Source organism: Alcaligenes aquatilis (assembly GCF_003076515.1).
GTDB classification, from domain to species: domain Bacteria; phylum Pseudomonadota; class Gammaproteobacteria; order Burkholderiales; family Burkholderiaceae_B; genus Alcaligenes; species Alcaligenes aquatilis.
Genome location: NZ_CP022390.1, coordinates 3,026,170 through 3,051,474, shown reverse-complemented (window position 1 = coordinate 3,051,474; position 25,305 = coordinate 3,026,170). Strand labels below are relative to the sequence as shown.

Below are 25,305 nucleotides of genomic sequence, written 5' to 3'. Positions count from 1 at the left end.
ATGCGGCATGCGTAAATCTGGTTCTTCTATCAGCTAGGCTGCGGACCAGATGGACAGCGCAAAACAATAGCACATTTTCAGCCGCCACTCACACTTTTTGCAGGTGTACAACACCAGAAAAAGTGTAAGTGGCGTCCAAGAAACGTCTGTCTTGCTGACTACTTATGGACGCTCAAGACCCAGTGGTGGCCAGTTTTCGAGCTTCATGCCCAAAGTCAGACCACGTGCAGCCAACACTTCCTTGATTTCGTTCAAGGACTTGCGGCCCAGGTTTGGAGTCTTCAACAGTTCGTTTTCGGTACGCTGGATCAGATCGCCGATGTAGTAGATATTTTCGGCTTTCAGGCAGTTTGCGGAACGAACGGTCAATTCCAGATCGTCGACAGGACGCAACAACACAGGATCGATCTGTGGTGCGCCACGTACTGGAGCTTCGTAGGCATCGCCCACACCTTCCAGAGCAGCAAACACGGAGATTTGATCCATCAGGATGCGAGCGGACTGGCGAACAGCTTCCTCGGGCGAGATCACGCCGTTGGTTTCGATGTCCAGAACCAGCTTGTCCAGGTCAGTACGCTGTTCCACACGGGCGTTTTCGACCGCGTAGCTAACACGACGCACAGGGCTGTAGGACGCGTCCAGCACGATACGACCGATCGTGTGGGTGCGGTCATCAGCCAGAGCACGAACGTTACCAGGCACGTAGCCACGGCCTTGCTCAACCTTGATCTGCATTTCCAGCTTGCCGTCATCGGTCAAGGTGGCAATCACATGATTGGGGTTGATGATTTCAACGTCGTGCGGCAATTCGATGTCGCTAGCCAAAACCTGGCCGGCGCCTTCTTTGCGCAGGATCAGGGTAACTTCTTCACGGCTATGCAGCTTGAATACCACGCCCTTGAGGTTCATCAAGATATCAACCACGTCCTCACCCACACCTGGCAGTGTGGAGTATTCGTGCACCACACCGGTGATCTGCACTTCAGTCGGTGCATAGCCGGTCATGGAGGACAGCAAAATACGACGCAGTGCGTTGCCCAGAGTGTGGCCGTAGCCGCGCTCGAAAGGCTCCATGATCACCTTGGCGTGATTTTTGCTGATTGGTTCGACTTCAATGGAACGGGGTTTCAAAAAACCTTGAGACATTCGATTTCCTTTTCAATACCCTCGGCTCGTTACACCGATAAGGCTGACGGAAACTGGCCTAAGCCAGCAGAAAGTATCGCAAAGCCCACTTGCCGAAAAACGGGAAGTGGGCTTGCTTTACTGCATTGTGTAAGCGGTCTTCGCGTAAAAGATTAACGCGAGTACAACTCAACAACCAGCGATTCGTTAACGTCTTGAGCGACGTCAGCGCGATCGGGAACTTGCTTGAAGACGCCGGACAGCTTGGCAGCGTCAACTTCCACCCACTGAGGCAAGCCAATGCCAGTTGCCAGATCCAGGGATTCCTTGATACGGCCTTGGGATTTAGCTTTTTCGCGGACGGCAACAACGTCACCAGCCTTGATCAGCATGGAAGCGATGTCAGCGGTATGACCGTTGACTTCGATAGCACGGTGGTTAACCAGCTGGCGAGCTTCAGCACGTGTAGAGCCGAAACCCATGCGGTAAACCACGTTGTCCAGACGCGATTCCAACAATTGAATCAGCGTTTCACCGGTGTTGCCACGGCGGCGGTCAGCTTCAACGTAGTATTTGCGGAACTGCTTTTCCAGCACGCCGTACATACGCTTGAGCTTTTGCTTTTCGCGCAGCTGCAGACCGAAGTCAGACGTACGAGCACCGGAGGTGCGGCCGTGCTGACCAGGACGCGATTCCAGTTTGCACTTGGAATCCAGCGAGCGACGGGCGCTCTTCAAAAACAGATCGGTACCCTCGCGACGCGAGAGCTTGCATTTTGGTCCAATATAACGAGCCACTTCGCTTCCCCTTAGATGCGACGACGCTTGGGCGGACGGCAGCCGTTATGCGGAACCGGTGTGATGTCTGCAATGCTGGTGATCTTGATACCCAGAGCATTCAGAGCACGCACAGACGATTCACGGCCTGGACCGGGGCCCTTGATGCGAACTTCAAGATTTTTAATACCGTATTCCATGGCAGTACGGCCGGCTGTTTCAGCGGCAACCTGCGCGGCAAACGGCGTGGATTTACGAGAGCCTTTAAAGCCCGCGCCACCCGACGTAGCCCAGGACAATGCGTTGCCCTGACGGTCAGTAATGGTGATGATCGTGTTGTTAAAAGAAGCGTGGACGTGAGCAATCCCGTCCGACACGCTTTTTTTGACTTTCTTGCGTGCGCGTGAAGCGCTGCTAGAAGCTTTGGCCATCTTCTATTCCTCGATTATTTCTTCAGGGACGCGGCGGCACGACGCGGACCTTTACGGGTGCGAGCGTTAGTGCGTGTACGTTGGCCGCGCACTGGCAGACCGCGACGATGACGCATGCCACGGTAAGTTCCCAAGTCAGCCAAACGCTTGATCGAGAGCTGAACTTCACGACGCAGGTCACCTTCTACAGTGAACAAGCCGATCTGTTCGCGAATGCGCTCGAGTTCCGCGTCGGTCAGATCTTTGACCTTCTTGGAGTATTCAATACCCGATGCTTCGCAAATCTTGCGAGCGCGGGTGCGACCGATGCCGAAAATCGCGGTAAGACCGATTTCGGCGTGTTGATGCGGCGGGATGTTAATGCCGGCAATACGGGCCATGGTTATTCCTTGTTAAATCGGTTGCGTTTCGGCAACTTAGCCTTGACGCTGCTTATGACGTGGATCGGTGCAGATGACACGCACCACGCCATGACGTTTAATGATTTTGCAGTTGCGGCAGATCCGCTTTACTGATGCCATTACCTTCATGGTTTGACTCCTAGTTTCCTGTAACCGGCCGCTTATTTGGAGCGGAACACAATTCGTGCTCGGGATAGATCATAGGGCGTGAGCTCCACAGTGACCTTATCGCCCGGCAGAATCCGGATATAGTGCATACGCATTTTGCCTGAAATGTATCCGAGCACTACGTGACCATTTTCCAGCTTGACGCGAAAAGTTGCGTTGGGAAGGTTCTCAAGAACCTGTCCCTGCATTTGAATGACGTCGTCCTTTGCCATTTTCGTGAATTACCGCATCGGCAAGCTCGAGCCTTTGAAGTTAGCCTTCTTGAGCAGCGAGTCATATTGTTGTGACATGACATAGGCCTGAGCCTGCGCCATGAAGTCCATGGTTACTACAACAATAATCAGCAAGGAAGTGCCGCCAAAATAAAACGGTACATTCCAGCGCATTTGCAAGAACTCTGGGACCAGACACACCAAGGTAATGTAGATCGCACCGGCCAATGTCAAACGCATCAAGATCTTGTCGATATAACGCGCTGTCTGATCACCGGGACGAATACCTGGTACGAAAGCTCCACTCTTTTTCAGGTTGTCTGCAGTTTCGCGGCTGTTAAACACCAGGGCCGTGTAGAAAAAGCAGAACAAAATGATCAGCGCGGAGAACAAAGTAATGTAAAGCGGCTGACGCGGCGACAAAGCAGCCTCGATTTCACGCAACCAACCCAGACCGGGTGTGCTGGAGAACCAATTAGCAATTGTCGCTGGCAACAGAATAATGGACGAAGCGAAGATCGGAGGGATCACGCCAGCCATGTTCAGTTTCAGCGGCAAATGCGAGCTTTGACCACCATAGATACGGTTACCTACTTGCCGTTTGGCGTAGTTGACCGTAATACGACGCTGACCACGCTCGACAAAGACGACGAAGTACGTGACGGCGGCTACTAAAACGAGGATAAACAGTGCCGATAGAATCGACATGGAATCCGTACGCACCAGATCAAGCATGCCGCCCAAAGCATTGGGCAAACCCGCTACGATACCGGCGAAGATCAGGATGGAAATACCATTACCCAATCCACGTTCAGTGATTTGTTCACCCAGCCACATGACGAACATGGTGCCAGTGACCAGTGTTACCACTGTCGTGAAGCGAAACAGCATCCCTGGGTCGATAACCAGACCGGGCTGCGATTCTAGAGCGATGGAAATCCCAACTCCCTGGAACAAAGCCAAAAAGACCGTTCCGTAACGGGTGTATTGCGTGATCTTGCGACGACCCGACTCACCCTCTTTCTTGATTGCTTCCAGCGTGGGCACCACAGCGGTCATCAATTGCATGATGATGGACGCAGAGATGTAGGGCATGATTCCCAGTGCGAACACTGAGAATCGCTCTAAAGCACCACCGGAGAACATGTTAAACAAACCCAGAATACCACTCTGGTTTTGAGTAAACAGTTCGGACAAGGCATCAGGATTGATGCCTGGTACCGGAATGTGCGTACCCAAGCGGTAGACAATCAGGGCGAGCAACAGGAAAACGAGACGACGTTTCAAATCGCCGTAGCGCGGACCCGACTTACTCTGTGCCTGAGCTTTTGCCACCGTGACCCCTTTTTATTCCAGCGAGCCGCCGGCTGCTTCGATCACGGCGCGAGCGCCGGCCGTTGCATTAATGCCTTTCAGCGCAACTTTACGGGAAAGTTCACCGGACTTGATGACTTTAGCGTAACGCACCATTTGGCCAACCACGCCAGCCTGCTTCAGTGCCTGGACGTCGATAACTTCGGCATCCATTTTTTGCAGTTCGGACAGACGTACTTCTGCGTACAGGTGGTCGTCCAGGGTGGTGAAACCACGCTTGGGCAAACGACGTTGCAAAGGCATTTGACCGCCTTCGAAACCGACTTTATGAAAACCACCCGAGCGGGATTTTTGGCCTTTATGACCACGTCCGCCGGTTTTGCCCAAGCCGGAACCGACACCGCGACCAACACGACGTGCTGCGTGTTTGGCGCCAGCGGCGGGCTTGAGATTGTTCAATTGCAATTCAGACATCCCGATTCCTTTCAGGCTTCCGAGACCGTAACCAGATAATCCACCTTGCGGATCATCCCACGAACCTCAGGAGTATCAACCAATACACGGCTGGTGTTGACTCGGCGCAGACCCAGGCCGCGAACGGTGTCGCGGTGGCTTTGCTTAGTACCGATGACCGAACGCACCAACGTAACTTTGATTTGTTTCTGTGCCATGACTTACCCCAGAATTTCTTCAACTGTCTTGCCGCGCTTGGCAGCAATGTCAGCCGGTGTCGAGCAAGCACGCAAGCCGTTCAAAGTAGCGCGAACCATGTTGTATGGGTTGCTGGAACCCAGGCTCTTGGCTACGACGTTGCGCACGCCCATCACTTCGAAGATAGCGCGCATTGGGCCACCGGCGATAACGCCAGTACCTTCAGCGGCGGGCGAGATCAGAACGGTAGCTGCACCGTGCTTACCCACTACGGTGTGATGCAAAGTGCCGTTTTTCAGAGGCACTTTGATCAGACCGCGACGGGCCTGTTCCATTGCCTTTTGAACAGCAACGGGTACTTCGCGGGCTTTGCCCTTACCCATGCCGATACGACCATCGCCATCACCGACTACGGCCAGCGAAGCAAAGCTCATGGTGCGACCACCTTTAACGACTTTGCTGACGCGGTTGACCGCAATCATCTTTTCTTTCAGGCCGTCATCGCGCTCTTGCTCTGGAGCCTGTCTGCCTTGTGCTTTAGCCATTTGATAATTCCTTTAGAATTTCAAGCCGGCTTCACGCGCGGCCTCGGCCAGCGCTTTCACGCGGCCATGGTAACGGAAGCCCGAGCGGTCAAAAGCAACCGTCTCGATGCCCGCAGCCTTCGCCTTTTCGGCGACGCGCTTGCCAACCAGGCTGGCTGCCGCTACGTTGCTGCCAACGGCCAATTCTTTGCGAACTTCGGTCTCGACAGTGGAAGCACTGACCAGAACGCGGTCGCCTTCGGGCGAGATGATGCTCGCGTAAATATGCGTATTCGTGCGATGCACCGACAGGCGGTGTACGCGCAGTTCGGCGATCTTGCGGCGAGTAGCCACTGCACGACGCATACGGGATTGTTTCTTGTCCATGATTCGTCCTTGCCTGCGGGCTTATTTCTTCTTGGTTTCCTTGAGGATGACGCGTTCGCCGACATAACGTACACCCTTGCCTTTGTAAGGCTCTGGTGGACGATAGCCACGAATTTCAGCGGCAACCTGACCAACCACCTGCTTGTTCGAACCCTTGATCACGACTTCCGTCGGAGTTGGGCACTCGGCTTTGACGCCTTCAGGCAGGTCGTGCACGATGTCGTGCGAGAAACCCAGTTGCAACTTCAAGGCATTACCCTGGACGGAGGCACGGAAACCCACGCCAACCAGACTCAGCTTGCGTTCGAAACCGGCGCTCACGCCAACAACCATGTTGTTGACCAGTTGGCGCACGGTGCCGGACATTGCGTTTGCGTGACGAGTTTCGTTCGCAGCAGCAAAAGACAGCTGACCGTCTTGAAGTTCAATGGTGACGTCGCCAGTCAGAGTTTGAACCAAAGTGCCCAGAGGGCCTTTGACCGTGATCTGATCAGCGGCAATAGTCGTTTCTACGCCCTTGGGCAGGGAAACGGGATACTTAGCGATACGTGACATATGATGTTCTCCTTATGCCACGTAGCACAGCACTTCGCCACCGACGCCAGCTGCACGCGCCTTGCGATCGGTCATCACGCCGCGAGACGTGGACACGATGGCAACACCCAAGCCGTTCATGACTTGAGGGATGCTTGTGCTGCCTTTGTAGATGCGCAGTCCAGGACGCGAAACGCGGTCGATGCGCTCGATGACTGGCTGGCCGGCATAGTATTTCAGGGTGACTTCCAGCTCTGGCTTGGCTTTTTCGCCAACGATGCGGAAATCTTCGATGTAGCCTTCGTCTTTCAGCACAGCAGCAATAGCTGCTTTCAGCTTCGAGGAGGGCATGCTAACCGATGTCTTGTTGACCATTTGCGCGTTACGCACGCGGGTCAACATATCGGCGATTGGATCGCTCATGCTCATGTGTATTTCTCCTACCAGCTGGCCTTGGTCATACCGGGGATCTCGCCGCGCATTGCCATTTCGCGCACTTTATGGCGAGTCAAACCGAATTTCTTGAAAACACCACGAGGGCGACCGGTGATAACGCAGCGGTTGCGTTGACGGGTCGGGTTCGCGTTGCGTGGCAATTGTTGCAACTGCAAACGAGCCTCGTAGCGCTCTTCGTCAGACTTGGACTGGTCGTCAATAGTCGCTTTCAGTGCTGCACGCTTGGCGGCGAATTTCTCAGCCAGCTTGGCGCGCTTGATGTCGCGATTGATGAGGGAAAGTTTAGCCACGTTGCGCCCCTTAGTTGCGGAACGGGAAGCTGAACGCGCTAAGCAGCGCCTTGGCCTCTTCGTCCGTCTTGGCAGAAGTAGTGATGCTGATGTTCAGACCACGCACTGCGTCGATTTTGTCGTACTCGATTTCAGGGAAAATGATTTGCTCTTTAACCCCCATGTTGTAGTTGCCACGGCCGTCAAACGCACGACCCGACACACCACGGAAGTCACGAACGCGTGGCAGAGCCACAGCGACCAGACGATCCAGGAATTCGTACATGCGTTGACCGCGCAGGGTCACCATACAACCGATCGGGTAATCTTCGCGAATCTTGAAACCGGCAATAGCTTTGCGGGTTTTCGTGATAACGGGCTTTTGACCAGCAATTTTGGTCATGTCCGATACCGCATTCTCGATAATCTTCTTGTCAGCAACCGCTTCCGAGACACCCATGTTCAGAGTGATCTTGGTGATGCGGGGTACTTCCATGATGCTCTTGTACTCGAACTGCTTTTGCAGGTCGGCAACCACTTTTTCGCGGTAGAACTCTTGTAAACGTGCCATGTTATCCGCCCCTTAAGCCTTGGCGCCAACGGCCTTGCCGCTGGAACGATAAACACGCGTTTTCTCGCCGTCGATCACCTGGATACCAACACGGTCGCCCTTGCCGGTTTCTGGATTGAACAGCGCAACGTTCGAGATGTGGATAGGCATGGTCTTATCGACAATACCACCCTGCGTGCCAGCCATAGGATTGGCTTTAACGTGTTTTTTGACTACGTTGATGCCTTCCACGATAACGTGGTCTGCATCGACGCGTTGCAGCACTGTGCCACGGCGTTTTTTATCACGGCCAGTCAGCACAATAACTTCGTCGCCTTTACGAATTTTTTGCATTTTTTTCGCGCTCCTTACAGCACTTCGGGAGCCAAGGACACGATCTTCATGAACTTCTCGGTACGCAGTTCACGCGTAACGGGTCCGAAGATACGGGTGCCGATGGGTTCCAGCTTGGCATTGAGCAATACGGCGGCATTGCCACCGAAACGAATCAGCGAACCGTCTTTACGGCGCACGCCCTTAGCGGTACGAACCACTACAGCGTTGTAGATTTCGCCTTTTTTGACGCGTCCGCGCGGGGCCGCTTCTTTAACGGTAACTTTGATGATGTCACCAATTGCGGCATAACGGCGCTTCGAGCCGCCCAGCACCTTGATGCACATTACGGAACGCGCACCTGTGTTGTCGGCCACGTCCAGCGTGGTCTGCATTTGAATCATGATTTTTCCTGTTCCAACTTAATTGCAACGATCCAGCCAAAATGACTGGGTCACACAACCAGTTTTGGTCCCGTCAGATTCGGATCCAGCCAGTTCGATACCGTAAACCCGATCTCGATCTGGTCCGGCAAGCCGAACCCTAGGTTGAAATCTTGCGAGAGACAAAACGTTGTATTACCAACTTCAATCCGGATAGGCGTCTAAGCCTCTCCGGTCAAAATAAAGAGGTAAGCCACATATACTAGCAAATAAGCCCCAGAAAAACAAGGATTTATTTGCTAAGGCCTTGGCGTGACGGCGTTTTCGCGCAACAACGCATCCAACTGGGCGCTATTGCTGGTTCGCGTTACCCGCCGCAAACCAATCCCCAACTCCCGCAGGCTTTGCAGGAACGCGGTCAGCAAGTGCCGTCCTCCCACTTCAGTCTGCAAAGTTTGGGCTCGCTCATCGTCCAGGACAATATATTTGAGCGCCATCACATGGAGCCACAGAATCGATTCGGGCTGTTCCAGAACACGACGCAGACCAAATTGCACACCCAAGGGACGCAATGTATCCACAAAAGCGACCGTTTCGACATCGTATTCGCTCAGACAGTAAGCATCCAGTTCAATAATCAAACGTTGAGCCTTGTCACCAGCTTTGGCCAGAACCTCGGCCACCTGATCCGCAAAGCCGGGCTTGATCACCGAGGCCCAGGAGACGCGAACACTCAAACTGCCCTCATTGCTGGCCAGCCAGTCACTCGCCAGTTCCATCGTGCGCAAGTCACACAGCCCTGACAGACCCAGACGCACCGCCACCGGAATGAATAAATAGGCCGGTAAACTGGCCTGACCTTGCTGCTCAGGCAACAAATTCAAGGTTGCATCGTAAATCTGACCAGCCTGACCCCACACCTCGACGCCCGGTTTCACATTCAACTCAATGCGGCCTTGCTCCAGACCGCGCTCAATACGCGAATGCCATTCCTGCTCGCCAATGGACGATCCCGCCTCGGAATGGACGCCTTCGGAGGGACGGTACTCCACCTCCTGGTGCCCTGCCCCTTCAGCACGCATCAACGCATTGTCCAAACGCGTCATCACGGCGCTAAGCGTGTCCTGTCCTTCGTAGTTCGTCATCGCCATCGACCAGCGGCACAGACTGCCATCGGGCAGGGGCTGGCGCAGTTCCTGCAAAGCGTTACGCAACTCTTGCGCAAAACCCATCACCTGAGGACCCGTCTGGCCCTGGAGCAGCACAATAAAGTCAGAGCCATTCAGGCGGGCCAGATTGCCTGAGTCCATGCCATTTTTCTGCAATAGTTCAGTACAGCGCTGGGTGAGCAACGTCAACCAGGCATCCACCGCATCCCGCGACAAAGACGTATTCAATGGCAGTAAGTCCCGCTGACGGAACAGGAGCACATGGCCACCTTCTTCTTGCTGAAGAACCTGACGGAACAGGTTCACGAAATATTTGCGGTTAGCCAGGCCCGTTACCGGATCACAGTTCAACTCCAACTGCAGTTGCTCGATTCGGGCGTTTTGCTCCTGGCTACTGACACGGATGCGTCTTCGCACGGTGCTTAAGGTATGTGTCACGGCTTCCAGCTCGGGAATCGTGCGTACTTTTTTGCGGCTGGGTACAGATTCACTTTGATCCATCTGCTGCAACTCGAACTGCACATGTTCGCGCAAGGCACGACGCAACCAGGCCATGACCATCAAGACAAACACACACCAGGCAATTCCAGCGCCCAATACCAGCAAGGTCACGCGCACAAAGCTTTTCCACAAACTGGCACGGGCGTATTCGTCAGCGGGTTTTACCTCAATAGTGCCGATCTGGTTCCAGCCGTTGCTGACATGAGCCGAGGCCACAGGCACCTCAATCGGCAAGGAGTTGGCAAACCACGCAGGCGAAGATCCAGTGAGCTCCTTTTCTTGTTGAGTGCTACGCTCCACCAAGATCGTACCGGAGGTGTCAGCAAAACGAATACGCTCAAATTGCCCGGTATCGTACAGAGCAGCAATCAGCAGCTCTTGGGTCACCGGATCCTGGTTGCTGGGTTGGGACAAGGTCAAGGCCAGCGAAGTCGCGGCCGACTCACCCTGAGCCTGCAACTGACTGCTCAAGTATTGCCTTGCCGAGTCAACGCTGAACCACAGCGTGCCAATCAAGATAGCAAGAATCGCGCACGAGACACTTAGCAGGAGCTGTTTAAGTAAAGACATAACGCTTCCGTATATTCCATAAATTCTGGTCTAGCCCACCCAGCAAGGGTGTCCTGAGAGCTGTTTCCGATCAGGGTTCAAGCCCTGGGGCCGGTACATCATCAAGGAACAAACCCTTCCTTACGCATTTTTTCCAGCAAACCACGCCAGCGGCTGATACTGTCTACCGAACCTTTCTGGGCGTTACCCACATACACCCCTTGGGAATTGAAGCTGAACACGGGGGTCAAATCAGGACGCTGGCTGGCGGGACGAATCGAGCCACTTAAATTATCCAGCAATAAAGGCTCGGACTGCGGTGTGGGGTAGTAGCCCAGCACCATGTGCGCAATACTTTGGCCACCTACTTGTGCCCGTACATAAATCAATCTTAATTTTTCATTGGGCACACCCAGGTGTAACAAGGAAAAATATTTGCCAATCACAAAATCCTCGCAATCGGCCGCCATTTTGCCCAGCGTTTCAATCGGTGTTGCCCAATAATCCAACTGCCCCCAGATGTGAATATCCTCACCAGCCATCGCATTCGCGTTCCAGAAATCGTTGACGACATCCAGTTGGCGGCGCTCGCTTTGCCCGCGGGCGGAGTCCAGGTTAACGATCCAGCGATCTACAGCATTTCCAGCACGGGCGCCAAAGCGGGAGACGGCAGTCTGGCGAATCTTGCTTGCCTCGAATTGCAAGGCTGGCACCGACAAAGGCAGCCACACCAAAACAAGCAGCGCAATCAACGCTAGCAGCGCAACCCTAGATCGAAGAAAAAGGCGTAGCCAGGCAAAAGACAAGAGCACGTCAATCCCAAATAAGCAAACCCTTATAACGGCCTTATAGCGTGCCTATTTAGTAAACACTTGATAACCGCTATTGACCACTAAGGCCTGAGCAAAAGCCCCCCGCCTGATCCCTATTCACATCCAGACCGGTCAGACAAACAAATCATAGGCACAAATACTACAGGATGCTATTGGCAGAAACGACAAGCCAAATAAAACCCCACAAGCCCTGACGGACTTGCGGGGTTCAATACGCTACCAACTACCGTAGCGCTCAGTGAATACACAATTTAGAAATCACTGCTCTTTAAGGTGCCGTCTTTGAGCGAGTTAGCAATCTGAATTGCTTTTTCCGCATCAAAGTCGATATTTTCCAAAATGATCTTCTGATCAAACTGGCTATTGCCTTGAGAGCTGATACCGATTTCCATCTTGCCACTGTCGGACTCTTTTACGGACAAGTACTTGCTCAGGTTGGCATCGCTACCGTCATAACCACTTAACAGATCGCTAATGTCCAAGGTGTCTTCACCAGCCGCACCAAAGTCCATCACACGATCTACAGCAGGCTTGGCAACACTACCCTGGTCTCCGGCATTCCACTGGAAGGTGTCATTGCCAGCACCACCGAACAGGATGTCGTCACCAGCACCACCGATCAATGTGTCGTTACCACCCTGACCATACAAGATGTCGTTACCACTACCGCCATCCAGGGTGTCATTACCACCACGGGTGTCACCAGCCACATTGAAGGCTTCGTGATTTCCCTTGATGTAGGCGTACAAGTCGGTGTTGCTTGGAGCAGACCCATTCTTGAGTTCAAGGAATACCTCCAGCGCCTTCAAGCCGGCTCCATCGGGCAAGTCAGCAGGACGACCACCTGGGATTTCATGCCATGGCAAGACATCACCATCGGTATTAATCGCATCACCAAAGATGATGTCGTTACCGTCACCACCCAATACAGTGTCATCGCCCACATCCAGCAACTCGCTGCTGCTCGAACCACCCTGCAAGGCAGCAGCCAAGTCTTCAGCGGTATGCACGATGTCAGGTGTGCCGGCAGGGCCAGACACCCAGCTTCCCTGCCAGGACCACTTACCTTCTTGCACCCAGACATCCTTATCACCGATAGAAGATGTGTCATCGAAGAACTGCAGATAGTCTTGGGCCACACCACTGCCAATACCGATACCATGCACCGCGCTCAAATCGCTTAAAGCCTCAAACGCGTCGATCGACTGCTCCATAATCGTACCAGTTGTCGAACTACCGCTTCCTTTGACCTGCTGACCATCCATGTAATACGTTGGATTGCCGTCGGTCAGGAAATAAGTCAGATTCTCAAACTGGAGACCAGAAGTCTGCTTAGCCGCTTGTTCATTAAACCATTTCACCGTTTCATTAAAGGCAGCTTCATAGTTCGTACCCTCATACGCGGTCAGATTGTTAAGGGCATTAATCAAAATATGCACATTATCTGTGGTGAGATTATCCAGCTTCACTACTGAGGTAGCTGTTTTGGCAAAATCAACCAACACCACATTCACAATGCCATCGTGGTCCTTCAAGTCCTCGGCCAAATTCTTCAAGGCATTGATAGCCAACTGCATACGTGTCAAACCAGGAGTACCGGATGCGGACCCCATACTGCCGGACGTATCCACCACCAACGCAATGTTGTAATTCTTACCGGGTTCAACAGTCGTAACAGTGCCACCGACGTCAGCCAGAATAATGTCATCACCCTGACTGCCTTGCAGCGTGCCACCACTGTTGTCACCATCATAGACTTCACCGTGGTGCAGCGTGAGGCTGACAGGAACCTGGACATCCTCAAAGTTTCCGTCCACCGCTACTACCTTGGCAGTCAGATCTTTAGTGCCATCGGTGGTCACCGTCACCGAACCTTTGCCATTTCTGTCCAGCGTTACCTCGTAGGTCTGACCGTCGATTTCTACCGTTGCCGTCGGGAAGGTAGTCTCAAAGTCATACTTGCTAGGATCAGGCGGATTCGAGGTTTCGATATCAAACACAACCTCGGATTCCATGCCAGGAATACTGGATGCATCATCATTGATCACCTCTTTGTAGGAAATGGAATGCACCAGATAGTCATCGGTAGCGCCGGGAGCTGTGAACTCTGCTTTCGTAAAGTTCTGACCACTGCCTGGCTCAAACGTGTATGCCAAATCGACTTTGTCTGAGCCGCCGGCTACCCGTTCGGTCTTGGTCACATCACCATTCGCGTCGTAATACGTAACCAAGGCTTGGGTGTTGGAACCACCACCAGAAATGATGGCCCAGCCCACTGAGTTACCCGCGGCATCAAAGAACTCAACCTTCGCTTTTTCAGAATTGGCTCTCCAGGCAAACTGAACATCAAAGGACTTGACCTCATTGTTGAATTCAACCGTGAGAGTCTCCCCATAGCCAAGCTCTTTGTCGTCGCCATTCCCAGCCTGTCCAGACACGCCAAAGCCATCATGGTCCGTACCTGTCACTGTAGAGACATTAGTAGTCTGACCATTTTTATCGGTGGCTGTCACGGTAAAGCTGTCAGTGTTCCCGACGTTACCCACATCAATTGTCGAGGTCTTAGTGACCGTTGCCTTAATGCTGACCGACGTTGGGTCAAAGTCATCCACAATGACGGTACTTGCAGAATCCTGAGTACCCACAGACAGATGATCGAACGCATCATTAGCGTCCACAACGCCCGTAATCTCTACCTGCAAGCCTTCATTGGGCTCTTTGTAAACGTCATCTACCGTATTAACAGTAAATTCTGTTTCGGACGTTCCACCCTGAATAGTCACACTATCCGGCAAGGTGCCTGTATCGCCCGCATTGGCGGCAGCGCCACTCCAATCAAGAGTCACATCGATACTTTGACCTGCTGGCACTGTGACCGCATTGCCCGCACCATCGACTAACTGCACGGTATAACGCAGCTCTCCACCCTCAGATACGCTAGCGCTATCTACAGAGATGATCGCAAAGACTTCACTCATATCCACAATCGTGGCATCACCGCTGTCGGTAATACCGCCAGGCAGATCCGTGCCACTGGCGGTTTGACCCGTCAGTGTGGCTTCCAGCGTGAAGTCCTCATTACCTTCGAACACATTGTCGTCGGTCGTAGGCACCGTCACCACAATGCCATCGGTCGTGCCAGCGGGCACCGTCACGCTGTAGCTGCCATCGGCGTTCTTGGTCACGGTCACATCTTGACCACCAATCGTCACCGTAGGCTCACCAATGTCGTCGGCCTCGATCTCACCACTCAGGGTGAAGGTCAGGGTCGTGTCGGCATCAACGGCCTTGTCCAGGCTCACGTTGAACGTAGCGTTCTCGCCTTCGTTCACGTTACCGGCATCGTCCACCGTCAGAACTGGTACGTCCGCACCGGGGTTGTTTGGATCACTATCCACAATCGTGGCATCACCGCTGTCGGTAATACCGGTGGGCAGATCCGTGCCACTGGCGGTTTGACCCGTCAGTGTGGCTTCCAGCGTGAAGTCCTCATTACCTTCGAACACATTGTCGTCGGTCGTGGGCACCGTCACCACAATGCCATCGGTCGTACCAGCAGGCACCGTCACGCTGTAGCTGCCATCGGCGTTCTTGGTGACCGTCACATCTTGGCCACCAATCGTCACCGTAGGCTCACCAATGTCGCCGTCCTCGATCTCACCACCTAAGGTGAAGGTCAGGGTCGTGTCGGCATCAACCGCCTTGTCCAGGCTCACGTTGAACGTGGCGTTCTCGCCTTCGTTCACATTACCGGCATCGTCCACCGTCAGAACTGGTACGTCCGCACCGGGGTTCGGGTTGGTTGGATCGGTCGATTCGGTATCCACAATCGTGGCATCACCGCTGTCGGTAATACCGCCAGGCAGATCCGTGCCACTGGCGGTTTGACCCGTCAGTGTGGCTTCCAGCGTGAAGTCCTCATTACCTTCGAACACATTGTCGTCGGTCGTGGGCACCGTCACCACAATGCCATGGTACGTCCGCACCGGGGTTCGGGTTGGTTGGATCGGTCGATTCGGTATCCACAATCGTGGCATCACCGCTGTCGGTAATACCGCCAGGCAGATCCGTGCCACTGGCGGTTTGACCCGTCAGCGTGGCTTCCAGCGTGAAGTCCTCATTACCTTCGAACACATTGTCGTCGGTCGTGGGCACCGTCACCACAATGCCATCGGTCGTACCAGCGGGCACCGTCACGCTGTAGCTGCCATCGGCGTTCTTGGTCACGGTCACATCTTGACCGTTGATGGTGACAGTAGGCTCACCAATGTCGCCGTCCTCGATCTCACCACCCAAGGTGAAGGTCAGGGTCGTGTCGGCATCGACCGCCTTGTCCAGGCTCACGTTGAACGTGGCGTTCTCGCCTTCGTTCACGTTACCGGCATCGTCCACCGTCAGAACTGGTACGTCCGCACCGGGGTTGTTTGGATCACCATCCACAATCGTGGCATCACCGCTGTCGGTAATACCGCCAGGCAGATCCGTGCCACTGGCGGTTTGACCCGTCAGTGTGGCTTCCAGCGTGAAGTCCTCATTACCTTCGAACACATCGTCGTCGGTCGTGGGCACCGTCACCACAATGCCATCGGTCGTGCCAGCGGGCACCGTCACGCTGTAGCTGCCATCGGCGTTCTTGGTGACCGTCACATCCTGACCACCAATCGTCACCGTAGGCTCACCAATGTCGCCGTCCTCGATCTCACCACCCAAGGTGAAGGTCAGGGTCGTGTCGGCATCAACGGCCTTGTCCAGGCTCACGTTGAACGTGGCGTTCTCGCCTTCGTTCACATTACCGGCATCGTCCACCGTCAGAACTGGTACGTCCGCACCGGGGTTGTTTGGATCGCTGTCCACAATCGTGGCATCACCGCTGTCGGTAATACCGCTAGGCAGATCCGTGCCACTGGCGGTTTGACCCGTCAGTGTGGCTTCCAGCGTGAAGTCCTCATTGCCTTCGAACACATCGTCGTCGGTCGTGGGCACCGTCACCACAATGCCATCGGTCGTGCCAGCGGGCACCGTCACGCTGTAGCTGCCATCGGCATTCTTGGTCACGGTCACATCTTGACCGTTGATGGTGACAGTAGGCTCACCAATGTCGCCGTCCTCGATCTCACCACCCAAGGTGAAGGTCAGGGTCGTGTCGGCATCAACCGCCTTGTCCAGGCTCACGTTGAACGTGGCGTTCTCGCCTTCGTTCACATTACCGGCGTCGTCCACCGTCAGAACCGGTACGTCCGCACCAGGCTCACCGGTGTTGCTATCTGTAATCGTGGCAGTACCTTCGCCCGTTACATCCTTCAACTCAACATCACCCACAGTACCCGTCAGCTCTGCATCCAGAGTGAACTGCTCTTCACCTTCAAAAACGGCATCATCCACAGTGGGGACGGTAACGGTAATCCGGGTCTCACCAGCAGGCACATCCACGCTGAATTTGCCGTCGGCATCGACGGTCACGGTCTGCACCACGCCATTGCCTACCTGCACCTGAACGGTACGGGGCTCACCATCGGTCCACAGATCGCCAAAACCTGCACTGCCCTCGTTAAGCTGGAGTTCCAGCGTCGTGTTTGTTTTTACTTGATTGCTTAAATCAACCACAAAAACAGCGTCACTACCCTCGCTCAGAACAGGGTTATTAACAGCCAAACTAGGAATGTCATTATTGGCGGGCTCGGTTGGACCTGTTGGATCGGTAGGATCAACCGGCACTTCGCGGCCATCATCAACAATTGTGCCTGTACCTTCACCCTGGACTTTATCAACAGGGGTACCGTTCTGTGTCTCGCCTTCTTGCGTAACAGTCAAGGTGAAATCTTCTTCACCTTCAAAAACATCATCGTCTTTAGTATCTACAGTTACCGTGACGTCAGTGACACCGGGAGGCAGTGTGAAACTGTATGTGCCATCACTATTTTGTGTGACAGGCACCGTATCACCATTGGGCAATTGCACAACAGGGGGCTGATCAAGAGCTATATCGCCATCGTCCGTGGAGCCATGCCCCAATTGCAGCGTAACCGTGGTCTCGTTGTCGACTGGTTTACCAAAATTCACGTTGAAGGTACCCGAACCTCCCTCACTGATGACCGTGTCGGACACAGTAATCGCAGGTACATCGTTATCTTCAACGGTAGTCGTTACCGGATCGCCGTACTCAACCTTCTCGTAGTTGCCGCCCGTGCTGCTCTCAATCCCGACATTTTCCGGGATATTGCCTTGCACCGTCCCATCATCAGGACGAGCTGGATACGTGACAGAACCGCTAGTCTCACCTTCTTTGATGATAATTTCCTGACCATTAGTCAGTTTAATCACCAAGTCTCCGCCTTGCGGAGGATTTTCAACTGTCGCGGTAATGGTGATGTCCTCACCTTCTACAACCGTATCGGGGCCTTCCAAAGTAATTTTTGTAGCATCATCATCGTCCGTGATGGTGCTGCTGGATGTACTGCTCGTATCCAGATTCTCGTAGTTACCGCCCGTTGTCGTGCTGATACCAATATCCTCGGGACGATCGCCTTGTGTGTAAGCATCATCTGGATAAGGATTATCAACAAGCACCCGGCCTTCCGTACTGCCAACCGGAATCGTAATAGTGCTGCCATTGGTCAGCGTGATGATCAGATCTTGCCCAGTAACTGGGTTATCGACGCGCGCAATGATTTCAAATGGCTCGCCTTCCGTGACTCGCTCTGGTGTTTCCAATGTCACAGTCGATGTGCCAGCAACGAGAGTTGGATCCGTCTCATCGCCACCACCACCGCTAAAACGAGGCAATTCTGTGCCTAATACGCCTGGTTTGGGATACTCCAGGGCTAATGGTCGGGTTGTCTCAACAATACTGACCAAACGCACAAAACTACTTCCGCCCTCTCCGCCACCCGTCAGCACAGCAGCGGTAGGATCTAACTGTTCAAATGGGTCATTACCCGCTTCCAGTGCTGCCAGTACTGCAGCAATCGCTGGATCATCAGGATTGGTCAGAACGGCCACAGCAGGATCGACATCCGTCTGGGCAATATCGTCACTCAGCAAGAATTCCCGATTATCGGAAATGGTCATAGGCGGCCCGCCAGGAATCTCGAGCTCGACAAATGCGCCTGTTTCGGTAGTGATCTCAGCGTTTACGGGAACACGCATTCCCTCTTTGAGCGCTACTTTTGAGCCATCGCTGGTACGCATCCATGCTGTACCTTCAACGCGTGTCACTAAAACAGTATCCAGTGCCATAATTGTCTGATTCCTAAAAAAGACCGTCGCAATGCGACCATCTGAAATTGGCTTTCTTTGGTATGAGAATAGCGAGTTGATCTGCTATGTGATATTGGCGCTGCCGCCAGTTCGCCGCTTTACTTGCGATTCTTTACGCAAGTTGACAATGCAGGACTGGACGGCCCAAACAGGCTTATGAAATGCCGTGTACTTTTAGCGCCAACATTAAACGATCAGTTACACCAAGCTTTTCAAAAATAGCTTGAAGGTGGGCACGCACTGTTCGTTCAGTAATGCCAAGATCCTGGGCAATCAATTGATTGGAGTGCCCCAACGAGGCGCGTTGCGCCACCTCGATTTCACGGCTGGTCAAATTGCTTTCCCAACCCGTGCGAATTTCCAAGTGACGAGTCACGTCACTGAGCAGGCGACTCAGCAAAGACTCTCCCACCCAAACCTGGCCCGAGGCCACGTGCTCCAACACTTGCTCCAGCAGAGCCGACGAGCTGTACGCGTGAATATAAGCTCGGGCGCCCAACGCCAATACGGCTTGCCCTTCAGAGTCGACAGGCCGAGGGCTGGCGACCACCACCTTCATCCCTTTTACTGCCTGTACCCATTGCGGGTGATTCCATAACGCAAGCGCACTGTCCATGACGACAAGCTCACGATGTTGCTGTTTCCACCGTAACAAATCCTCCATACCTCGCCCTCGGGCAGGCAAGTAGGTTACGGAATTCTGGTGACTCCAATGCTGCCACAAGGCTTCATCGTTCGTCAGAAATAAAACCGAATTTACTTGTCGCATACCGCTTTTCCCTTACTGGTAACACGAGCTAAAAAGCCATCAGCTCTGAGGCTGACGTGGGATTATTTATCCTCTATCGTCAGCACTACTCCCCCCGTACAGGCCACCCCTGCCGCTTTAACGCTCTGTAAAGGCGTTAGAGCGGGCCCTGAGAATGGGTTTGAGTAAATACTGCATGACAGTGCGTTTACCCGTGAGGATATGAACCTCTGCCACCATGCCAGGCAAAATAGGCCGATTATCATCACCCACGTAAACGGTATCAGTGCGCACTTTGGCTATATAAAATGAATTACCCTTTTCATCGGTAATCGTATCGGCACTGGTTTGCTCCAACACCCCGGCAAGGCCGCCGTAAATCGCAAAGTCATAGGCAGTAAACTTAACTTCAGCAGATTGACCCGGGTGAAGAAATCCGATGTCACGCGGATGGATACGCACCTCCAACAACAAGGAGTCATCAGTCGGCACGATCTCCAAAATATCCTTACCAGGTTGCACAACCCCCCCCACCGTATTAGCGGCAAGAGTTTTAATCGTCCCACGTACTGGCGAGCGCACTTCAGCCAATCGGACACGATCCGCCAATGCGCGCTGCCCTTGCTCTAAAGAAGCCAATTTGGCGCGAGTTTCTGCCAGCTCTGTACGAGCCTGGTTACGGAATGTAATTTCAACATCACCGATCTTGTTCTGCGCCTCTTGTATGGAGGCCTCGATCCTGCTTATTTGCGCCGTAGCGGCTCGTTGTTCTCCGCAATAACGCGCTACATCGCGCTGTAAGCGCAACAAATCCACTTCAGAAACAGCCCCGCTTTTCAGCAAAGGCCGCGTCATTTTCAATTCTTGCGATGTCAGGCCACAGCTCGATGCCGCCTGATCCCGATTGGCCTGCGTTTCTCGTAGCTCTTGCTGGCGTTGATGCAGTTGCTCCTGAGCGACAGAGATATTGGAGCGCAGCTCCTCGGTACGAGCTTGCCAGACGCGACGCTCCATTTCAGCAAGATCCGGCGCCTTTTCCACAACCTCGGCAGGCATATCCAGGGCTTGATCAGCCGCAATGGCCTCAAGCCGGGCCGCCTTGGCCAACAACGACAAGGACTCTGCCTCATTCTCACCCAAGGAAGACGATGCTCGCGTGGGATCAATGCGCAATAGCACCTCGCCCTGCTCAACGGATTGCCCGGGCCTGACAAGAATTTCCTCAACAACACCACCATCGAGGCTTTGTATGATCTGTACCTGCCGAGAAGGCACCACCTTCCCTTCTCCACGCACAACCTCGTCAATGTTGGCCAAGCTTGCCCAAACAATCAGCACGCAAATTGCCAACAGCGTCAACCAGATCAACAAACGCGAACCACGCACCTCTTGCTGACGTGCCGTCCAAGCTGCATTTTTGAGAACACTTCGGCTTGGTGCTGGCCCAGAATCGGCCTTCAGCCTTGCCCGTATCCGGGAAAACAAACTTTTTTTCGTCATGTCGCGCTCCGGGCCTTGCCAATCTGCCCACTACGCAATGCTGTAATGACCTGCTCCTTGGGACCATCGGCCACAATTCGCCCCATATCCATGACAATCAAGCGATCAACCAAGTCCAGTAGCGCTGTACGATGCGTGACCAGCACCACTGTTTTGCCCTCACATTCAGTGCGCAAACTATTGCGCAAAGCGGATTCGCTTTGATTGTCCATGTTGCTGCTAGGCTCATCGAGCAACAGAATAGAGGGGTTTCCCATCAAGGCCCGGGCCACCGCAACCGCTTGACGCTGACCGCCAGAGAGCGAATCACCACGCTCGCCGATCATCATGTCGTAGCCATCTGGGTGCCGACGAGCAAAATCATCCACACCCGCCAACTTGGCGGCAGCCAACATCTGATCATCCGTAACGTAGGGCGAACCCATCGTCAGATTATGTTTCAAGGTGCCATAAAACAGCATCGGATCTTGTGAGACATAGCCCATAGAACGACGCACATCTGCTGGGTCAATCTGCTGATTATCGATACCGTCTAACACAATCGTGCCCGAGGTCGGTTTATACAAGCCCAGAATTAACTTGGACAACGTGGTCTTACCTGAACCTATACGCCCGATAATGGCCACTTTCTCCCCTGCCTTGAGGGAAAAACTAAGCTGATTGATCACATTCTGAGTTGCACCGGGATACGCAAAACTAACACCACGGAACTCGATGGAACCTTCAAGATAAGGCCGAGGCACAAAATTGCGATCATCAGGGTGTTCGACCGGCAACTCCATATACATACCAATCGAATCCAGCGACGTACGCGCATTCTGATATTGCATCATCAGCCCGGCCACTTGCCCAAATGGGGCAAGACAACGGCCCGCAATCATGGAGGAAGCAATAATGCCCCCCATCGACAACTGCGCGTCCTGAATCAGATATACACCGATGATAATCACGCAGATCGTGACCACTTGGGTCAACATCTGCACGGTGCTTACCGTTACAGCCGAAGTCATCTTGATTCTGGCCCCTTGTCGAGCCAGGTACTCTGTAGACTGCTCCCAAGCGCGCTGAGCATTGCTCTGCGCATTCAATACCTTCAAGGTTTCAAGCCCAGCCAAGGACTCCACCAGGCCTGCGTTGCGCTGTGCAGCCGCTTGAAATGTTTGCTTGGTCAACCGCTCCATCCGAGCCTGGGCAAACCAGGACACGGCAAGAATAATGATGATAGCCACGACCGGCGGGATTAACATCCAAGGCGATATCCAGGCCAGTACCGCAAGAAACAGGACGACAAATGGCAAATCAACCAGCGTTGTCAGACTGGCAGAGGCAATAAAATCGCGCACAGACTCAAACGAGCGCAAATTGGCGGCAAAAGAGCCCACCGAAGGCGGCCGATTCTCCATGCGCAAATCCAATACCCGCTCCATAATCCGTGCTGATAACTGAATATCAACCCGCTTACTGGCCGCATCAACCACATACGCGCGTACGCTGGTCAACAGAAGGTTCAGCACGAGCACCAAACCAATCCCTATAGACAGTACCCACAACGTTTCTATCGCATTGTTAGGCACCACGCGGTCATACACATTCATGGTGTACAAGGGGATCGCCAAGGCAAACACGTTAATCAGAAACGCCGCACCGAGCGCATCCCGATATAACTTCCAGTTTTGCGATACGGTCGCCCAGAACCAATGCTTGCCTTTCAGGGGCGTTATACCCTCTGTTGCTCGCACCTCGACCCGGAAGTCAGGTTGCACAACCGCGAGCAGGCCAGAATACAGCTCCTGCAATTGCTCCAGGTCAATTTCACTGGGGCTGCCGCTTTCTGGAAAATGCACAAGAGCACGATCATCCTCGAAGCCCAACAACACGCAAGCCCGACTATCGTTCAGCAGCAAAATGGCTGGCAACAGATTGGGATTGAGTTCGGCAAAAGAACGGCGCCAAATACGCGAGGTGCAATGCCCACGCGCTGCAGCCCGACTCAAAAGAGCGGGCGTCAGGCGTCCCTTCTGCAAGGGCAGACCCGTAGACAGATGCTGGGCCGTACATGGATTGCCGTGAATACGGGTAATCTCTACCAAACAATTCAGTAACGGATCATCATGAGTCAGATGAGGCGGGATACTGAATGTCTCGCTCTGTGGTGTTGGATTTTCAGATGAGTGGTTCGTCGTCATTAATCAAATCCAGCGAATCTCGCAGGCGCTGACGGGTTTGTTTGCGCTCGTTTAATTTAGCCAAGGCTTCAGGGGGCAAATCAGTCATGCGAAGAACGCCATTCGCAATCAAGGCGTCAATCAAGTCTTCCAGAACCCGAATAAAACTGGCATCCGAGACTGACAGCTCTTGTTTATAGCCCTCTTCTTCTGGACTCATATAGCCCCCTAACCTTCAAGTACGCTCAAGCAAAACCAATTAGTTCAGCCCAGCTGTTTTTTCACGCAAGACCGGCGGAGCCATATCGTCACGATAGTCAACTGTTATCGGAGTCAGATTGCTGGTATCCGGTACAGGTGCCATACATGCCTGAAAGGCCTCTTCGGGGAAATCCAGTTTGGCGGCTTCGTCAGGTTGCTCCGAGTAGGGCTGCGCCAAACCAACTGCTGATACCAGACGGTGCGACAGCATCAACCAGCTGTACTCGGCCTGTTGCAGGTCATAGGTGGCATTGGCCAACGCACGACGGGCATCAAACAATTCGTTTTCAGTATCCAACAAGTCCAGCAAGGAACGCTGGCCAATCTGAAATTGCTGCATATAGGCCACACGAACTTTAGACGTAGCCAGCTCATGTTGTTGCAGGAAAGGCAACTGGGCACGCAAACGTTGAACGTTGTTCCACGCTACGGACAAGTCCTGTTGCACGTTGCGGCATGTATAGTCGCGAACATCCCGCGCGGCATACTGCTGGGCAGTGGTCTGACGAATGCGCGCCATATCTGCCCCACCCCGGAACAGGTTATAGGACAGCACTAACTGCACGTTGGAGTTTTGGGCATCACGGTAAGACGATCCGGGTGGATCATTTTTATCTTTACCTGTTGCCGCACGGAACTCAAGTTTTGGGGACATACGCCCTTGAGCCACATGCTTGCCAAACTCGGCCGCTTGATACAGAGCCTGTTTAGCCAAAATGGAAGGACTGTTGCGCAAAGAAGGCAAGAAATCGCTGGTTTTTGTGGGCAGGGATTCGCTCAAGGAAGGAGCAGGCTGCAACACCTCAGGAGCCGCTACCCCGACGATACGACGATAGCGCTGCAAAACGTCATTCAAGTTCCCGGCCTCGGTCATAACGTTACTTTGTGCCAAAGACTGGCGGCCATATGCCTGTTCCAGATCAACACCACGCCCGACGCCCGAGCTGGAGCGCTCCTCGATCTGCTTCAGGATATTCAAGTGCAGATTGTAATTTTCACGCGCCAACTTTTCCATTTCGCGGTATCGCAGCACGTCAATATGAGCATTCGCCGCCTCCAGCGCCAAGGAATCTACGGAAGCCAACAAATCATAGTAGGTGGCCAGTTTTTCGTAGCCCAACTGACGCACCTGATTAATCGACGAGAAACCATCAAAAATCAACTGGCGTAACTGCAAGCTATAGCCACTGCGAGACCAGTTCACAGACGATGCACTGGATGTGCTACCACGCCACTCCCGACCTACCCATCCTTCGGCATTGACTTCAGGCAATAACGCACCACGGCTGACATTCTGCCCTTCCAACGCAGACTGGAAGTCTTGGAAGCGAGCGCCAAGTTCGGGGTTGGACATGATTGCCCGCTCGATACTGTCTTTGAAGCTCAAGCTGTTTTCCTGCGCATGAACTGGCTGAGCCAGCACAAGCGCTGTCAGCAGCGAACTTACCGTTAGAGTTTTTTTACCACGCACGTCGGCCTCCGTAAGATCCTGTGCTGCGCCCACAACGGAGAACATCACCTCAGCGTTGTAACGCATTGCCAGATCAAATTTAAGTACAAAAATGAAAGAAGAATGGGTTCGGTGTGCCGCCTAAACAAAGCGAAAGAAACACCCCCCGAGGGCCCAACACCTATGTATTGCACATGGGCTTTACATCTAAGGCTGGTAAACACATCACCAGCCGCAGCAGTATGTTCATAATGGACCGGGGCAAGACAAGGCGGAGCTACAGGCTTCTGGCCTGTATTCTTGGAGCATAACCTTGTGTCTAATTGTGACTTTTTGCACGAAAACACACTATGATCGT

The 25,305-nt window shown here is 53.4% G+C and carries 26 protein-coding genes; all 26 read right to left on the bottom strand.

The window, feature by feature from the left end; translation table 11 throughout:
* Window positions 1-162: 162 nt before the first annotated feature.
* Window positions 163-1,146, bottom strand: coding sequence for a DNA-directed RNA polymerase subunit alpha (locus CA948_RS13990; protein WP_003805337.1), 984 nt, complete (start codon window positions 1,144-1,146; stop codon window positions 163-165).
* A 152-nt stretch (window positions 1,147-1,298) separates the two neighbouring features.
* Window positions 1,299-1,922 (bottom strand): 30S ribosomal protein S4, encoded by a 624-nt coding sequence (gene rpsD, locus CA948_RS13985; protein ID WP_094198138.1) that lies wholly within the window; start codon window positions 1,920-1,922, stop codon window positions 1,299-1,301.
* Window positions 1,923-1,933: 11 nt separating this feature from the next.
* Window positions 1,934-2,332 carry a 30S ribosomal protein S11 gene (gene rpsK / locus CA948_RS13980; protein WP_003805343.1) on the bottom strand — a complete coding sequence of 133 codons (399 nt, stop codon included), beginning with the start codon at window positions 2,330-2,332 and terminating at the stop codon, window positions 1,934-1,936.
* Between the two features lie 14 nt (window positions 2,333-2,346).
* Window positions 2,347-2,712 carry a 30S ribosomal protein S13 gene (rpsM, locus tag CA948_RS13975; protein ID WP_003805346.1) on the bottom strand — a complete coding sequence of 122 codons (366 nt, stop codon included), beginning with the start codon at window positions 2,710-2,712 and terminating at the stop codon, window positions 2,347-2,349.
* A gap of 36 nt (window positions 2,713-2,748) precedes the next feature.
* Complete coding sequence (gene rpmJ / locus CA948_RS13970; RefSeq protein ID WP_003805360.1) at window positions 2,749-2,862, bottom strand: 50S ribosomal protein L36; 114 nt, start codon at window positions 2,860-2,862, stop codon at window positions 2,749-2,751.
* Window positions 2,863-2,894: 32 nt separating this feature from the next.
* Complete coding sequence (infA, locus tag CA948_RS13965) at window positions 2,895-3,113, bottom strand: translation initiation factor IF-1 (RefSeq protein WP_003805361.1); 219 nt, start codon at window positions 3,111-3,113, stop codon at window positions 2,895-2,897.
* Between the two features lie 9 nt (window positions 3,114-3,122).
* Window positions 3,123-4,448: a preprotein translocase subunit SecY gene (gene secY, locus CA948_RS13960; RefSeq protein ID WP_003805363.1), complete on the bottom strand. Its 1,326-nt coding sequence runs from the start codon at window positions 4,446-4,448 to the stop codon at window positions 3,123-3,125.
* A 12-nt stretch (window positions 4,449-4,460) separates the two neighbouring features.
* Window positions 4,461-4,901: a 50S ribosomal protein L15 gene (gene rplO, locus CA948_RS13955; RefSeq protein WP_094198139.1), complete on the bottom strand. Its 441-nt coding sequence runs from the start codon at window positions 4,899-4,901 to the stop codon at window positions 4,461-4,463.
* An 11-nt stretch (window positions 4,902-4,912) separates the two neighbouring features.
* Window positions 4,913-5,098, bottom strand: coding sequence for a 50S ribosomal protein L30 (gene rpmD, locus CA948_RS13950; RefSeq protein WP_003805366.1), 186 nt, complete (start codon window positions 5,096-5,098; stop codon window positions 4,913-4,915).
* Window positions 5,099-5,101: 3 nt separating this feature from the next.
* Entirely contained in the window at window positions 5,102-5,623 is a 522-nt protein-coding gene (rpsE, locus tag CA948_RS13945) for a 30S ribosomal protein S5 (protein WP_003805367.1), read from the bottom strand.
* 12 nt (window positions 5,624-5,635) lie between these two features.
* Window positions 5,636-5,989, bottom strand: coding sequence for a 50S ribosomal protein L18 (gene rplR, locus CA948_RS13940; RefSeq protein ID WP_009459977.1), 354 nt, complete (start codon window positions 5,987-5,989; stop codon window positions 5,636-5,638).
* Between the two features lie 21 nt (window positions 5,990-6,010).
* On the bottom strand, window positions 6,011-6,544 hold the full coding sequence (gene rplF / locus CA948_RS13935) for a 50S ribosomal protein L6 (protein ID WP_108728328.1): 534 nt from the start codon (window positions 6,542-6,544) through the stop codon (window positions 6,011-6,013).
* Window positions 6,545-6,556: 12 nt separating this feature from the next.
* Window positions 6,557-6,952: a 30S ribosomal protein S8 gene (gene rpsH / locus CA948_RS13930; protein ID WP_094198141.1), complete on the bottom strand. Its 396-nt coding sequence runs from the start codon at window positions 6,950-6,952 to the stop codon at window positions 6,557-6,559.
* Window positions 6,953-6,963: 11 nt separating this feature from the next.
* Complete coding sequence (rpsN, locus tag CA948_RS13925; protein ID WP_042489405.1) at window positions 6,964-7,269, bottom strand: 30S ribosomal protein S14; 306 nt, start codon at window positions 7,267-7,269, stop codon at window positions 6,964-6,966.
* Window positions 7,270-7,279: 10 nt separating this feature from the next.
* Complete coding sequence (gene rplE, locus CA948_RS13920) at window positions 7,280-7,819, bottom strand: 50S ribosomal protein L5 (protein ID WP_009459981.1); 540 nt, start codon at window positions 7,817-7,819, stop codon at window positions 7,280-7,282.
* 12 nt (window positions 7,820-7,831) lie between these two features.
* Complete coding sequence (rplX, locus tag CA948_RS13915) at window positions 7,832-8,152, bottom strand: 50S ribosomal protein L24 (protein ID WP_094198142.1); 321 nt, start codon at window positions 8,150-8,152, stop codon at window positions 7,832-7,834.
* A 14-nt stretch (window positions 8,153-8,166) separates the two neighbouring features.
* On the bottom strand, window positions 8,167-8,535 hold the full coding sequence (gene rplN / locus CA948_RS13910) for a 50S ribosomal protein L14 (RefSeq protein ID WP_003805375.1): 369 nt from the start codon (window positions 8,533-8,535) through the stop codon (window positions 8,167-8,169).
* A gap of 278 nt (window positions 8,536-8,813) precedes the next feature.
* The gene (locus CA948_RS13905) at window positions 8,814-10,754 is read right to left on the bottom strand and encodes a bifunctional diguanylate cyclase/phosphodiesterase (RefSeq protein ID WP_108728327.1); all 1,941 of its coding nucleotides are present in this window, start codon (window positions 10,752-10,754) and stop codon (window positions 8,814-8,816) included.
* 101 nt (window positions 10,755-10,855) lie between these two features.
* Window positions 10,856-11,494 (bottom strand): transglutaminase-like cysteine peptidase, encoded by a 639-nt coding sequence (locus CA948_RS13900; protein ID WP_395013983.1) that lies wholly within the window; start codon window positions 11,492-11,494, stop codon window positions 10,856-10,858.
* A 323-nt stretch (window positions 11,495-11,817) separates the two neighbouring features.
* Entirely contained in the window at window positions 11,818-15,552 is a 3,735-nt protein-coding gene (locus tag CA948_RS13895) for a type I secretion C-terminal target domain-containing protein (RefSeq protein ID WP_159086139.1), read from the bottom strand.
* Window positions 15,488-18,802 (bottom strand): retention module-containing protein, encoded by a 3,315-nt coding sequence (locus CA948_RS13890; protein WP_108728325.1) that lies wholly within the window; start codon window positions 18,800-18,802, stop codon window positions 15,488-15,490. The genes CA948_RS13895 and CA948_RS13890 overlap by 65 nt, the downstream gene beginning before the upstream one ends.
* A 175-nt stretch (window positions 18,803-18,977) precedes the next feature.
* The gene (locus CA948_RS13885) at window positions 18,978-19,592 is read right to left on the bottom strand and encodes a response regulator transcription factor (RefSeq protein ID WP_108728324.1); all 615 of its coding nucleotides are present in this window, start codon (window positions 19,590-19,592) and stop codon (window positions 18,978-18,980) included.
* A gap of 117 nt (window positions 19,593-19,709) precedes the next feature.
* Window positions 19,710-21,071 (bottom strand): HlyD family type I secretion periplasmic adaptor subunit, encoded by a 1,362-nt coding sequence (locus CA948_RS13880; RefSeq protein ID WP_108728323.1) that lies wholly within the window; start codon window positions 21,069-21,071, stop codon window positions 19,710-19,712.
* Window positions 21,068-23,257 carry a type I secretion system permease/ATPase gene (locus CA948_RS13875; RefSeq protein WP_108728322.1) on the bottom strand — a complete coding sequence of 730 codons (2,190 nt, stop codon included), beginning with the start codon at window positions 23,255-23,257 and terminating at the stop codon, window positions 21,068-21,070. The genes CA948_RS13880 and CA948_RS13875 overlap by 4 nt, the downstream gene beginning before the upstream one ends.
* Window positions 23,235-23,456 (bottom strand): hypothetical protein, encoded by a 222-nt coding sequence (locus CA948_RS13870; protein ID WP_094198149.1) that lies wholly within the window; start codon window positions 23,454-23,456, stop codon window positions 23,235-23,237. Before CA948_RS13870 ends, CA948_RS13875 begins: the two co-directional genes overlap by 23 nt.
* 39 nt (window positions 23,457-23,495) lie before the next feature.
* Window positions 23,496-25,034 carry a TolC family outer membrane protein gene (locus CA948_RS13865; protein WP_230019571.1) on the bottom strand — a complete coding sequence of 513 codons (1,539 nt, stop codon included), beginning with the start codon at window positions 25,032-25,034 and terminating at the stop codon, window positions 23,496-23,498.
* Between the last annotated feature and the right edge of the window lie 271 nt (window positions 25,035-25,305).